Source organism: Herminiimonas sp., assembly GCF_030655415.1.
On sequence record NZ_JAURVN010000011.1, the window covers coordinates 94,132 to 108,567 of the forward strand.

The following is a 14,436-nucleotide window of genomic DNA, read 5'->3' on the forward strand; positions in this document are numbered from 1 at the left end:
CCTATACCAACACTCGCTCGATGCCGCCATTGTTGGCGCGTGCGACATAGTCAGGCAACCAGTTTGGCCCGAGCAAATGCTTGGCCATCTCGACCACAATGTAATCGGCAGTGGTTTCGGAATCATCGTTGTAACGCGACAAACCTTGCAAGCATGATGGGCAGGAAGTCAAAATCTTGACCTCGCCGGTAAAGCCATCGGCGCGCAATTTATCTGCGCCCTTGACCATCTCTTCTTCCTTGCGGAAGCGCACTTGGGTCGAGATATCAGGACGCGTAACAGCCAGCGTGCCGGATTCGCCGCAGCATCGATCGTTCTTTTCAATCTTTTGCGCATCGACAGTCGTGATCAGTGCATTCACCGTTTTCAACGGATCCTGCAACTTCATCGGTGTATGACAAGGGTCGTGATACATGTAGCGCACGCCGCCCACGCCTTCCAGCTTGACGCCTTTTTCCATCAGGTATTCGTGAATATCGATGATGCGGCAACCTGGGAAAATCTTCTCGAATTCATAGCCCTGCAACTGATCGTAGCAAGTGCCGCAAGAGACGATAACGGTTTTGATATCCAGATAATTCAGCGTGTTCGCCATGCGATGGAACAGCACACGATTGTCGGTGATGATCTTTTCAGCCTTGTCGAAATCGCCGGAACCACGTTGCGGATAACCGCAGCACAGATAACCCGGCGGCAAGACAGTTTGCACGCCGACGTTCCACAACATCGCCTGCGTTGCGAGACCGACTTGCGAGAACAGACGCTCGGAACCGCAGCCCGGGAAGTAGAACACCGCTTCGGTATCCATCGTCGTAGCTCTTGGATCGCGAATAATCGGCACGACGGTATCGTCTTCAATATCCAGCAAGGCGCGCGCGGTCTTCTTCGGCAAATTACCAGGCATCTTCTTGTTGATGAAGTGGATCACCTGTTCTTTGATCGGTGGCTTGCCGACCGTCGAACGCGGAGCTGCAGTTTGTTTCTTCGCAAATTTCTTGAAGAAGTCGTGGCCGAAACGTTGCGCCTTATAACCCCAATCAATCATGACTTTACGCGTCGCATTGATCGTCGCAGGATCGCTCGCATTCAAGAAGAACATCGAGGCCGCAGTACCCGGATTAAACGACTTCTTGTCCATCTTGCGCAGCAAATTGCGCATGTTCATAGACACATCGCCAAAGTCGATATCAACCGGGCAAGGCGTCAAACATTTATGGCAAACCGTGCAGTGATCGGCGACGTCTTCGAACTCTTCCCAATGCTTGATCGAGATGCCGCGTCGCGTTTGCTCTTCATACAAGAAGGCTTCGACCAGCAAAGAGGTCGCAAGAATTTTGTTACGCGGCGAGTACAACAGATTCGCGCGCGGTACGTGTGTAGCGCACACAGGTTTGCATTTACCGCAACGCAAGCAATCCTTGACGCTATTGGCAATCGCACCGATATCGCTTTGTTGCATGATCAGCGATTCGTGGCCCATCAGCCCGAAAGATGGCGTGTAAGCGTTACGCAAATCTGCGCTCAACTCAGGCGCATCCATCAACTTGCCCTTGTTGAAGTGGCCATTCGGATCGATACGCTTTTTGTACGAGCGGAAATCGGCCAATTCTTCAGTGGTCAAAAATTCAAGCTTGGTAATGCCGATGCCATGTTCACCAGAAATCACACCATCCAGTGAACGTGCCAGTTTCATGATGCGCGCAACCGCCGCGTGCGCATCCTGCAGCATTTGATAGTGATCGGAATTAACCGGAATATTCGTGTGCACATTGCCATCGCCCGCATGCATGTGCAGCGCGACGAATACGCGGCCGCGCAAGATGCGCTTGTGGATCGCATTAGCTTCTTCGAGGATCAGACGGAATGCAGCACCGCTAAAAATCTGACGCAAAGGCACGCGCGCTTCCGCTTTCCACGAGATACGCACGGTGCGATCTTGCACTACGTCGAACACAGTCGCATCAGGCTGCACTTGCAAACGCTCGTTGAATACGGGCTCAAGTCTTTCCATGCCCAACGCCAGCAATTCATCTTTGGCAGCCAGCAAAGGCCGATCAAGATTTGCCAGCACATAGGTCCAACGCGCTTGCGTCGCCGCGATCAATTCTTCAGCTTGATTGACGCGATCTTCCAGCAATTCAGCCGCAGGAATATCGTCGCCTTCAGCATCGTCGCTTTTACCTAAAGGTAGATTGCCTTTGGCGAAAAATGCATGCAGCTCATCAAGGAATTGCAATTTATTCTTGATCGACAGCTCAACGTTAATACGTTCGATACCGTCGGAATATTCACCCATGCGATCAAGCGGGATCACCACGTCTTCATTGATCTTGAACGCGTTGGTATGCTTGGAAATCGCTGCAGTGCGGGCGCGATCCAGCCAGAATTTCTTGCGTGCTTCCGGACTAACGGCGATAAAACCTTCGCCTACGCGCGTGTTCGCGATACGCACCACTTCGGATGCGGCTTGCGCGACGGCGTTTTCATCATCGCCGACGATATCGCCGAACAAAGCCATCTTCGGCAAGATGCCGCGCTTGGATTTGGTTGCGTAACCAACTGCGCGCAAATAGCGTTCGTCCAGATGCTCAAGGCCGGCCAGAATTGCACCGCCTTTTTTGGTTTCAGCATCGAGGAAATCCTTGATCTCAACAATCGATGGAATCGCATCGCGCGAATGGCCGAAAAATTCCAGACAAACCGTACGCGTATGTTTCGGCATCTTGTGCAAAATCCAGCGCGCCGACGTGATCAAACCATCGCAACCTTCTTTTTGCACGCCAGGCAAACCGGACAGGAATTTATCGGTAACGTCCTTGCCCAAACCTTCTTTGCGGAAAGTACGGCCGACGATGTCCAGCGTTTCTGTTTTGAAGGGCTGATTGACTTTGCCCTTCTCGCTAGGATGCGTCCATTCCAGTTTGAACTTGGCCATTGGCGCATCATGAATCTTGCCGAGGTTGTGTTCAAGACGCGTGACTTCCAGCCAATCGCCGTTCGGGTCAACCATCTTCCAGCTCGCCAGATTGTCGAGCGCAGTGCCCCACAAAACGGCTTTCTTGCCGCCGGCGTTCATCGCGATATTGCCGCCTATGCATGACGCTTCGGCAGAAGTTGGATCGACCGCGAATACGAAGCCGGCTTTTTCAGCTGCATCGGAAACACGTTTGGTCACTACACCAGCGCCGGAATAAATTGTCGCGTATTCGCGGTCGACGCCAGGCAGCATCGTCATTTCGACGGCGCCCAAGCCTTCCAGTTTTTCGGTATTGATGACAGCCGACATCGGCGTCAGCGGAATTGCGCCACCGGTGTAACCAGTACCGCCGCCGCGTGGAATGATGGTCAAGCCAAGTTCGATACAGCCTTTGACGAGGCCGGCCATTTCATCTTCGCCATCTGGCGTCAACACGACGAATGGATATTCAACACGCCAGTCGGTCGCGTCCGTCACATGTGACACACGGGACAAACCGTCAAACTTGATATTGTCTTTTGCCGTGTAGCGACCCAAGACTTTGTTGGTACGCTTGCGCAAATCGTAGGTATTACGGAATTCTTCAGCAAAATCAGCGACCGCTTTGCAGGCAGCTTGCACCAAAGCTTCAACCGCGACAGCACGTCGTTCGGCTTTCACATCGCCGGTATTCGCCAGATCATTCTTGCGGCGTTTGTCGACTTCACCCAAGCGATGATTCAGCGCATCGATCAAGGCCTGACGACGCTTGGGATTGTCCAGCATGTCGTCTTGCAGATACGGATTGCGCTGCATGACCCAAATATCGCCCAAGACTTCATACAGCATGCGTGCCGAACGGCCGGTCTGACGCTCGCCGCGCAATTCATCCAGCAAAGCCCATGCATCTTCGCCCAATAGGCGAATCACAATCTCGCGATCGGAAAACGACGTGTAGTTATAGGGAATTTCGCGCAAACGCGTAGGCACAGCGCCGCCGGGAGCATCGGCAAGTAAAGTCTGAATTTGTACTGGAGCGTTCATTGATGGGCGTTCATTAGTGGTTCATTCACGCTAAATACGCATTTTAGCTGATTGCAGTGCAACACGTTTGAACTACCGATAGGGAAAACAGCGGTGAAAATGGCAAAACCGGTGGGATTTTATTTCCTCGGATAGAGAGAAATCAGCTATCGGTAAGACATCGCATCAAATCAACGAGCAATCAAAACAACTTGATCAGATATTGCCAAAACCCGTCGGGCACATACAACAGCAACCAGGTCATAGTCACATAACGCAGGAACTTGCCAATCGCCATATAAGCGACGCAAGGCCAGAACGGCAGCTTCAGCCAACCACCCAACAGGCAAATCGGATCACCTATCACCGGCAACCAGGCCAGCAACATGGTTTTTGCACCGAAGCGATGGAGCCAGCCGAACCAGCGCGTTTGCTGTTCTTTCGCAAAAACTGTTTTTGCGCCAGCGCCCATCCAGTAATTAATCACGCCGCCCAGGGTATTGCCGACGGTTGCTACCAAGATCACCGGCCAGAACAAAGCCGCATTGGCCTTGATGACGGCAAATACCGCCGGCTCGGAGCCCAGCGGCAGCAAGGTCGCCGAAACCGTACTGATGATAAATACCGCAAACAGCCCGATCTCGGGCACAGCCAGAAAGGCCAGTAACCACTGCACACTGGCTTCAATCATGTGTTCGCTTCAGTAAATATTTCAAATCGGATATCCCGGCCCAATAATCGGTTTTTAACAAGAAAGCTGCAGGAATGCGGCATCGCAAAAAGTCGTCCATTATAATGATCGGCTGCACAAGGTCGTTTCAACTTATTTCCAACTGAATGGCCGTGCCAATCACATTGATCGCTATGACAACCGACTACCTGAAGAAAATCCTCACCGCGCGCGTTTATGACGTTGCCGTGGAATCACCACTTGAATTGGCGCCCACGCTGTCGCAGCGTTTCGGCAACCAGATTTATTTCAAGCGCGAAGATATTCAAAGCGTATTCAGCTTCAAGTTGCGCGGTGCGTACAACAAGATGGCAAATTTGCCGCCGGCACAATTGAAGCGCGGCGTGATTTGCGCATCCGCCGGCAATCACGCGCAAGGCGTTGCCTTATCCGCGACCAAACTCGGTTGCCGCGCAGTGATCGTGATGCCGACCACCACGCCGCCAGTAAAGATCGACGCGGTCAAAGCACGCGGCGGCGAGAATGTGGAAGTCGTCTTGTTCGGCGAGTCGTACACCGATGCGTACAACCACGCGCTGACCCTGGAGAAAAAACGCAAGCTGACCTTCGTACATCCGTTCGACGATCCTGATGTGATCGCCGGCCAAGGCACAATCGCGATGGAAATTTTGCGCCAGCATCCCGGCCCTATCCACGCCATTTTTGTCGCCATCGGCGGCGGTGGTTTGATCTCGGGCATAGGTGCGTATGTCAAAGCCGTGCGTCCGGATATCAAAATCATCGGCGTGCAAACGACCGACTCTGACGCGATGGCGCGCAGCCTGAAAGCAGGACGCCGCGTGTCTTTGCCGGACGTCGGCCTGTTTTCTGACGGCACTGCAGTCAAGCTGGTTGGCGAAGAAACCTTCCGCATCGCCAAGCTGGTAGTCGATGACATCATCCTGGTCGATACCGATGCGGTCTGTGCTGCGATCAAGGATGTATTCCAGGACACGCGTAGCATTCTGGAACCTGCAGGCGCACTGGCAATTGCCGGCGCCAAGGCGTATATCGAACGCGCCAAACAAGATAAACAAGCGCTGAAAAATGAAACGCTGATCACGGTCGCATGTGGCGCCAACATGAACTTCGATCGCTTGCGCTTTGTCGCTGAACGCGCTGAAGTCGGTGAATCGCGCGAAGCCATTTTTGCTGTGACGATTCCAGAAGAACGTGGCAGCTTCAAGCGATTCTGCGAATTGATCGGTCCGCGCAATGTAACTGAGTTCAACTACCGGATCAGCGATGCGAAGCAGGCGCACATTTTCGTCGGCATGCAAATCGCCGATCGCGATGAGCCAGGCAAGATCACCAAGCATTTCGAAAAACAAGGCTTCAAGGCGCTGGATCTAACGCATGACGAACTGGCCAAAGGTCACATTCGTCATCTGGTCGGCGGCAAGAGCGAACTCGCACATGATGAGTTGCTGTACCGCTTTGAATTTCCGGAACGTCCGGGTGCGTTGATGCGCTTCCTAGATAGCGTTGCGCCTAACTGGAATATCAGTTTGTTCCACTATCGCAATCAAGGCGGCGATGTCGGTCGCATTCTCGTCGGCTTGCAAGTACCGAAAAAAGAAATGAAAGCCTTCCGTACTTCGCTGGCAGGACTCGGCTACCGCTATTGGGATGAAAACGATAATCCCGCGTATAAATTATTTCTATAAGGGGCTAAGTGATGGCCAACCCTTCCGGAGCAGATGCTTCACCACTAGGCAAATCGTCTGCCTATAAAACGCAATACGACCCGTCTTTACTGTTCGCCATTCCACGTCAGTACAAGCGTGATGAAATCGGCTTGAGTACCGGCACCTTGCCGTTTTTCGGTGTCGATATCTGGAACGCGTATGAAATTTCATGGTTGAACATGCGCGGCAAACCGCAAGTGGCGATGGCGAAAATCATTGTGCCAGCCGACTCGCCAAATATCGTCGAGTCGAAATCCTTCAAGCTGTATTTGAATTCGCTGAACCAAACCAAGCTGGGCGGCACTGAAGCCTTGCTTGAATTGCTGCGTGAGGATTTGGCCGCCAACTTTGGCGCACCAGTACAAATTTCGCTGACGATGCCTGAGAATTTTTCCAAAATACCTATGGGCGAACTCGATGGCATGTTGCTGGATAGACTGGATATCGAGGTAACCGAATATTCGCCAGATGCATCCTTGCTGTCGGCAGCAAAAGACGAGCCTGCAGTTGAGGAAACCCTGGTCTCGCATTTATTGAAATCGAATTGTCTGGTCACCGGCCAACCGGATTGGGCCAGTGTGCAGATCAAGTATGTAGGCGGCGCGATTGATCAAGAAGGCTTGCTGCAATATCTGATCGGCTTCCGCGAACACAATGAATTTCATGAGCAATGTGTAGAGCGCATCTTCATGGACATCATGCGTCAATGCAAACCACAGAGGCTGGCGGTGTATGCGCGCTATACCCGACGCGGTGGTTTGGACATTAATCCGTGGCGCAGCAATTTCAGTTCTGGGCAACCATCCAACGCACGTAACGCACGTCAATAAATAAGTCGGCAATTGACCACAGGATGCTGCAACTTTCCAGCGTTCTGTGCGCTCTATAACAGTCAATCCTGCAATAACGTTGTTTTATAGATGGCCGCACTATTTTCCGAAAAATTGGATAGTGCTGCATATATAATCAGCGCCGACCAAGAACACATTAGAGACTTTCCCATCATGTCAAATCCAACCAGCAATACCGCAACATCCGACGACGCTTTCACCCAAGAAGTGGCTAAATTGATTGTGCATGCGCTCAATCTTGATGTCGATCCGACCACGATCAGCCCGGATGATTCACTTTACGGCAGCGGCCTTGGCCTTGATTCAATTGACATCCTGGAAGTGGCATTAGTCGTGTCAAAAAACTACGGCATTCAATTGCGCGCCGATCACGAAGATAACGAAAAAATCTTCAGCTCACTGCGCTCGCTGTCCGACTATATTGCTGCCAATAAAACGCAATAACTTGCATGCCGCGCATTACTTGCGCTGACATCAAAGGATGCGTGCCGTTGACTTCAACTATTCCTCTTCTCAGTCATACCTCCCCTGACCGGATCGTCGCATGGCGCGACGGCATTTCGGTCACGGCAGCGCAATTCCTGAGCGACGTCGAAAAACTGGCCACGCTTTTGCCAGCCAGTCGTCACGTCCTCAACGACTGCCATGACCGCTATCATTTTCTTGTCGCATTTTCGGCAATCCTAGTTTCAGGCAAGGTAAACCTGCTGCCCTCGACCCGCACGGCAGAAACCATACGCCAGCTGCTGAGCTTTGCCCCTGATGCCGTGTGTCTGACCGATCAAGCGCATTGCGCAATCGACTTGCCGCGGACGGCCTATCCGACATCCTCTTTTTTCGGCCTGGTCGGTAGCAGCGGCATTCATACCTTCCAGATTCCGCAGATCGAGAACGACCGTCTGGTGGCCTACGTATTTACGTCGGGCTCGACCGGATTACCGATAGCGCATAGGAAAACCTGGGCAACGCTGGTGCGCAATGTGCAGATGGAAGCCGTTCAACTTGGCCTGCAGCCCGACGTTAACTATAGTGTGGTCGGAACAGTGCCGGCGCAGCACATGTATGGTTTCGAGTCGACCGTATTGATGCCATTAGTGAACGGTTTTTCGCTGACCAGCGCACTCTCGTTTTACCCGGCCGATATCTGCAGTTCGCTAGAACAAGTTCCCGAGCCGCGCGTGCTGGTGACGACGCCGGTGCATCTACGTTCGCTGATCGGCTCTGAATTACCGCTGCCAAAAATAGAAGTTATGGTGTCGGCCACAGCGCCGCTGTCGCCACAACTGGCTCTGCAGGCAGAGCAAGCCTTCCACGCTCCCTTGCAGGAAATTTACGGCAGTACCGAGACCGGACAGATTGCGAGCAGACAACCGTCGCACTCTCCAGAATGGATGCTGTTTCCAAGCTTGAAAATGACGCGTTGTCCACATCAGGATGCAAGCGACGAGCGTATGTGGATTTCCGGCGGCCACGTGGAAACACCGATGCCTATGAACGACGCCATCGAAATGACTGGTGATGGAACATTCCTGCTGCATGGCCGTATCACCGACCTGATCAACATCGCCGGTAAACGCAGTTCGCTTGCATATTTGAATCATCACTTGAATGCGATTCCGGGCGTAGTTGATGGCGCGTTCTTCATGCCACCAGAAAAAAGCACAGGCGAAGTGACTCGACTCAAGGCTTTTGTCGTCGCCCCCACACTAGCGGTCAGCGATCTGATCGACGCCTTGCGCCAAAAGATCGATCCTGCCTTTTTGCCAAGGCCTTTGTACAAGGTCGACAGCCTGCCCCGTAACGCAACCGGCAAATTGCCGCAGGCGTCACTTGCTGAATTACTGCATACGCTGGCGGCTGCGCCATGTGATACCTCGCACAGTTGAAGACACAATCCATGACCACATTGTCGTTTCATATTCCTGCCGATCATCCGGCGTTTGCCGGGCATTTCCCCGGCATGCCGATTACCCCCGGCGTGGTTCTTCTCGACGAGGCTCTGCATGCCATAGCGGCAGACCGGCAGATGGACATGCAAAAATACAAAATCAGCAGCGTCAAATTTCTCAGTCCGGTACTGCCGGATACACAACTGAGTCTGCATTACGACATCAATGCCAATGGCGGCATTCAATTCGATATCAAACAAGGTGAGCGCGTGGCGGTCACGGGAGTCTTCAATGCGTAAATCAACTGGCCTGCATGGCCTGATCGTTGCACTTCTGCTGTCGTGCACATGCCTGGCCCATGCGGCCGACATCACGATGGAACAATTGATGACTGGCCTGGCGCAAGCCAAACCCGCCAAGGTTAATTTCACTGAGAAAAAGTACATCGCCACATTAGATCGTCCGATTGAATCATCCGGCGAAATGCTCTTTACCCCGCCTGACAAATTGGAGAAACGTACCTTCAAGCCAAAGCCGGAAGTGATGACACTGAATCGAGACTCGGTAGTACTGGAGCGCGGCAAAAACAAGTACGCGATGCAGCTCGGCGATTCACCGGAACTGGCAGCATTGATCGAAAGTATACGGGCGACGCTGGCCGGCGACCGCCGTACATTGGAACTGAACTTCGTTGTGGCGTTGCAGGGCACGCGTGAAAACTGGACCATGATGCTGACTCCGAGCAATCTGGATGCACGTCAAAAGGTCAAACGGATTCGTCTGGCCGGCAACAACTTTGAAGTTCGCGAAATTGAAGTGCTGCAAGGCGATGGCGACCGCTCCGTGACTACCATCGAAAAAATCAAGCCATGACGCAAACTGTGCAAGAGCTGCCAACGCCAAAACGCGCGTGGTCGGCAATCGGAATCTGGCTGGTGCTGGTATTGATCGGCATCTTCGTTCTGTTCCGCTCAACATTTACCGCTGACCTTTCCGCCTTCCTGCCTAGTAATCCGACGCAGGAACAGCAACTGATGGTCGAGCAACTGCGCGACGGCATGGTGTCACGCCTCATTTTGGTCGGCATCGAAGGTACCGATGCGCAAGGACAAGCTGCATTGTCGAAGTCGCTTGCGACGCGGATGCGCAGCAATGATGAATTCATTTCAGTCAACAATGGCGAGCCGGTCAATCAAGACAAAGATCGCACCTATCTCTTCAACAACCGGTATTTATTGAGTCCTGCGGTTACACCAGAACGCTTTACCACCGAAGGTTTGCACGAAGCGCTGAGCGAGACGGTAGATCTGCTGGCCTCGCCCGCCGGACTGATAGTCAAAGACATCTTGCCGCAGGATCCGACCGGTGAACTGACGGCACTGATCGGACAGTTCAATGGCGGCCAGCAACCGCGAAAAATGCAAGGCGTATGGGTTGCAAAAGACGGCAATCGTGCTCTGCTGCTGGCGCAAACCCGCGCGCTCGGCTCCGATACCGATGGCCAGGAAGCCGCCATCAATCACATCAAAGAAAAATTCGAAGCAGCAAAAACAGAACTCGCAGCAACACTGCCACAGGTGGCCAGCGCCAAACTGGTCATGACCGGCCCCGGCGTCTTTGGCGTCAATGCACGCAATACGATCACAACAGAAGCCGCAATGTTTTCCATCATCAGCGCGACGCTGATCATGGCCTTGCTGTTCATTGTCTATCGTTCAGGCGCAGCGGTTTTGCTTGGACTGGCACCTGTGCTCAGCGGCGTGCTGGCTGGCACAGTAGCGGTTAGTCTCGGCTTTGGCATGGTGCATGGATTGACGATGGGTTTCGGCACCACGCTGATAGGCGAGGCCATTGATTATTCGATCTATCTGTTCATACAGTCTGGCAGCGCAAAGAACAGCGCAGACTGGGCGAAGAAATCATGGCCGACAATTCGGCTCGGTGTATTGACCTCGATGGCCGGCTTCGGCTGCTTGTTGTTCTCAGGTTTTCCAGGACTGGCACAGCTCGGCCTGTACACCATCGCGGGTTTGACTTCCGCAGCCTTCGTCACCCGCTTCGTATTGCCGTCGCTGCTGCCGCGCAATTTCGTCGTGCGTGATCTGACACATATTGGCCTCGTCGTGCAAAAAGTACTGCATCAGTTGCAAAAGCTGCGCAAAGGATTTTTCATTATTGCGCTGGCCGCATGTGCCGTGCTTTGGGTCAATCGCGATCACCTGTGGGAGCCGGAGCTTGGCGCTTTGAGCCCTATCAGCAAAGTTGATATCGACCTTGATGAAAATCTGCGCAAGGATGTAGGCGCGCCAGACGTAAGCTACCTGATAGTCGTGAAGGGAAAAACGCTGGAAGAAGTCTTGCAGTCCACCGAAAAAGTCTCTACGCAACTCGATACCATGGTCAATGCCGGCACGCTGGCTGCATTTGAATCGCCTAGCCGCTACCTGCCGAGTCTGGCAACGCAGCAAGCTCGTCTGAATGCATTGCCGCCGACCGACGTTCTGCAGCAACGTCTGAATCAAGCAGTCGCTGGCCTGCCATTCCAGGCTACGTTGCTGGCACCGTTTGTCGCCTCCATTGATGAGCTGACGAAAGTCGCCAAACAACCGGACGAATTGAAGGCGCGACTGCTGACACGCAAGGATCTGGCCGGCACCTCGATGGCACTGGCAACCGATTCGCTGCTGATCGAGAAGGACGGCGTTGTCAGTGGTCTGCTGCCACTGACGGCAGGTGGCGATCAGCCTCTTGATATGGCACTGATCCAGACTGCGTTACAGAAATCGGGGGTGGAGCAAGCCTACTTCATTGATCTCAAAACCGAAACCGGCAAACTGTATAGCGGCTACATGCAGGAAGCCGTCATGCTGGCCTTGTGCGGATTGGTAGCAATGACGGTACTGCTTGGTTTCAATCTGCGCTCGCTTGCCGGACTGGCGCGCGTCATGGTGCCACTGATCACTGCAGTGCTGACCGTTGCTGCGATTTTGTCGCTGACCGGCCAACGCATGACCATCCTGCATCTGGTCGGACTGTTGCTGATCGTCGCCGTGGGTTCCAATTACGCGCTGTTCTTTGCGCAGCCGGCAACGGTACTGGTAAAGGATCCTGTAACGGGTGTTGAAACCTCGGTGGCGCAAATCAAACCGACGACACTGGCGTCACTGATCTTTGCCAATATCACCACCGTCATCGGCTTTGGTGTGCTCGGATTTTCATCCGTGCCGGTACTCAATGCGATTGGTATTACCGTCGGTATCGGCGTGATACTTGCGCTCGTCTTTTCCGCCACTTTTTCCAATAGCACGTATATCGCTGCTTCCACTGATTCGAAAGCGCCATGAGCAACGACGCGATGAACCATCTTTTTACTGCAGCCTGCAGTCCTTACCGCCAAGCCGGTCGCTTCGCGTGGCATTTTGCACATGGCAAACTGAGTCGCGATCCGGTATTCAAGGGCATGCTCCAGCTGGGACTATTACCAAGCGGCCATCCTATCAAGGTGCTGGATATTGGTTGTGGACAAGGACTGCTGTCGTCATGGCTGCTGTCAGCCGAGGCGCAACATGCAAAAGGCGACTGGCCAATCGGCTGGCCCGCGCCACCAGTGATCACGCATGTGCATGGCATCGAATTAATGCCGCGGGATGTGGAGCGTGCCGAACGCGCATTACAGTCTGTGGCAGACCGCGCCACATTTGAAGTCGGCAATATGTGTACCGCCACTTTCGCGCCATCGGATGCGGTTGTCATCCTTGATGTGCTGCATTACGTGGACTTCCCGGCGCAAGATGACGTGCTGAAAAAAGTACATGCGTGCCTGTCACCAGACGGCGTGCTGTTACTGCGCGTCGGCGATGCTGCCGGTGGTTTGCCATTCAAGATCAGCAACTGGGTCGACAATGTCGTGACCTCGATACGCGGCCATAAAACACTGCCGACTTTTTGCCGGACCATCGCTGACTGGCAACGTGATATCACGGCCATCGGCTTTGCCGTTCAAGCAATTCCGATGAACGTGGGAACGCCTTTCGCCAATATCCTGCTGGTCTGCAAAAAAGGCGCCGCGTGAACATAGATCGCAACTGGATCCTTGCGCATATCCCGCATCAGGGCAGCATGTGCCTGCTGGATCATGTCGAATCATGGGACAGTGAACGCATGAGCGCGATTGCGCACAGCCATTTACAGATGGACAATCCCTTGCGCGCACATGACCGACTCGGTGCAGCCAACGGTATTGAATACGCTGCTCAGGCAATGGCCGTACACAGCGCATTGCTGGCAACGTCGCAGCCCGACATGCAAGACATGGCGCGTCCGACTGCAGGATTTCTTGCCAGCGTGCGTAGTACGGTATTACATGTAGCTAGGCTGGATGACATCGCCGAGGCGTTGCAGATTGAAGTGACCTGCACGCATAGCGAGCCAAATCTCATTTTGTATCAGTTTGCAGTGCGCGGCCTCGACACTCAGCAGCCTTTGCTGGACGGTCGCGCCACCATCATCATCGACGCATCGCTGGTCACCAACAACACAGGAGCAAACCCATCATGAAACGCGCACTGGTAACGGGTGGCAGCGGCGGCATCGGCGCTGCAATCTGCAAGCGCTTGGCCGCAGACGAATTGCATGTGATCGTGCATGCCAATCGCGGACGCGACAAGGCCGAGCTGATTTGCAAAGAAATTATTGCTGCAGGCGGCAGTGCGGAAGTGGCGGTATTCGATATCACAGATGCTGACGCGACCAAAATTGCGTTGGAAGCATTGTTGGAATCAGGTCCTATCCAGGTACTGGTGAACAATGCCGGCATCCATTCCGACGCGGTCTTTCCGGGCATGACAAGTACTCAGTGGCATGATGTGATTGATGTATCGCTGCATGGTTTTTTCAATGTGACGCAACCGCTGACGATGCCGATGATACGTACCCGCTGGGGCCGCATCATTAATGTCTCGTCGATTGCTGCGGTGACCGGCAATCGCGGCCAGGTTAATTATTCGGCGGCCAAGGGTGCGCTGCATTCCGCAACAAAATCACTGGCACTCGAACTGGCCAGTCGCGGCATCACAGTCAATGCGGTGGCACCGGGCATCATCGCCACAGGCATGATAGAAGAAGCGTTTGACGACAAGGCGATCCAGACCATCGTGCCGATGAAACGCGCGGGAAAACCGGAAGAAGTCGCAGACCTGATCGGCTTCCTGGCGTCACCCAACTCCGCTTATATTTCCGGCCAGATCATCTCGATCAACGGCGGCATGATCTAGCTTCTTATTAAGTACAAATGAAAAGG

The 14,436-nt window shown here is 53.5% G+C and carries 12 protein-coding genes; 10 read left to right on the forward strand and 2 right to left on the reverse strand.

The window, feature by feature from the left end:
* Window position 1: 1 nt before the first annotated feature.
* On the reverse strand, window positions 2-4,000 hold the full coding sequence (locus Q7T66_RS08900; protein ID WP_304932982.1) for an FAD/FMN-binding oxidoreductase: 3,999 nt from the start codon (window positions 3,998-4,000) through the stop codon (window positions 2-4).
* A 181-nt stretch (window positions 4,001-4,181) separates the two neighbouring features.
* Window positions 4,182-4,670, reverse strand: a complete 489-nt coding sequence (locus Q7T66_RS08905) for a YqaA family protein (RefSeq protein WP_304932983.1) — start codon at window positions 4,668-4,670, stop codon at window positions 4,182-4,184.
* Window positions 4,671-4,843: 173 nt separating this feature from the next.
* Between Q7T66_RS08905 and ilvA the strand changes: the two genes are divergently transcribed.
* The 10 genes from ilvA to fabG all read left to right on the forward strand — a co-directional run bounded on the left by ilvA (window position 4,844) and on the right by fabG (window position 14,410).
* Entirely contained in the window at window positions 4,844-6,376 is a 1,533-nt protein-coding gene (ilvA, locus tag Q7T66_RS08910) for a threonine ammonia-lyase, biosynthetic (protein WP_304932984.1), read from the forward strand.
* Window positions 6,377-6,387: 11 nt separating this feature from the next.
* Window positions 6,388-7,227 (forward strand): NADPH-dependent 7-cyano-7-deazaguanine reductase QueF, encoded by an 840-nt coding sequence (queF, locus tag Q7T66_RS08915; RefSeq protein WP_304932985.1) that lies wholly within the window; start codon window positions 6,388-6,390, stop codon window positions 7,225-7,227.
* Window positions 7,228-7,317: 90 nt separating this feature from the next.
* A complete protein-coding gene (locus Q7T66_RS08920; protein ID WP_370691633.1) occupies window positions 7,318-7,692 on the forward strand; it encodes a phosphopantetheine-binding protein in 375 nt (124 codons plus the stop codon).
* A 5-nt stretch (window positions 7,693-7,697) separates the two neighbouring features.
* Window positions 7,698-9,134 carry an AMP-binding protein gene (locus Q7T66_RS08925; protein ID WP_304932986.1) on the forward strand — a complete coding sequence of 479 codons (1,437 nt, stop codon included), beginning with the start codon at window positions 7,698-7,700 and terminating at the stop codon, window positions 9,132-9,134.
* A gap of 11 nt (window positions 9,135-9,145) precedes the next feature.
* Complete coding sequence (locus Q7T66_RS08930) at window positions 9,146-9,436, forward strand: hypothetical protein (protein ID WP_304932987.1); 291 nt, start codon at window positions 9,146-9,148, stop codon at window positions 9,434-9,436.
* Window positions 9,429-10,010, forward strand: a complete 582-nt coding sequence (locus Q7T66_RS08935; protein WP_304932988.1) for a LolA-related protein — start codon at window positions 9,429-9,431, stop codon at window positions 10,008-10,010. The genes Q7T66_RS08930 and Q7T66_RS08935 overlap by 8 nt, the downstream gene beginning before the upstream one ends.
* Entirely contained in the window at window positions 10,007-12,481 is a 2,475-nt protein-coding gene (locus tag Q7T66_RS08940) for an MMPL family transporter (RefSeq protein ID WP_370691634.1), read from the forward strand. Before Q7T66_RS08935 ends, Q7T66_RS08940 begins: the two co-directional genes overlap by 4 nt.
* Window positions 12,478-13,209 (forward strand): cyclopropane-fatty-acyl-phospholipid synthase family protein, encoded by a 732-nt coding sequence (locus Q7T66_RS08945; RefSeq protein WP_304932989.1) that lies wholly within the window; start codon window positions 12,478-12,480, stop codon window positions 13,207-13,209. Before Q7T66_RS08940 ends, Q7T66_RS08945 begins: the two co-directional genes overlap by 4 nt.
* The gene (locus Q7T66_RS08950; protein WP_304932990.1) at window positions 13,206-13,694 is read left to right on the forward strand and encodes a 3-hydroxylacyl-ACP dehydratase; all 489 of its coding nucleotides are present in this window, start codon (window positions 13,206-13,208) and stop codon (window positions 13,692-13,694) included. The genes Q7T66_RS08945 and Q7T66_RS08950 overlap by 4 nt, the downstream gene beginning before the upstream one ends.
* Complete coding sequence (gene fabG / locus Q7T66_RS08955) at window positions 13,691-14,410, forward strand: 3-oxoacyl-ACP reductase FabG (RefSeq protein ID WP_304932991.1); 720 nt, start codon at window positions 13,691-13,693, stop codon at window positions 14,408-14,410. Before Q7T66_RS08950 ends, fabG begins: the two co-directional genes overlap by 4 nt.
* The last annotated feature ends 26 nt before the right edge of the window (window positions 14,411-14,436 follow it).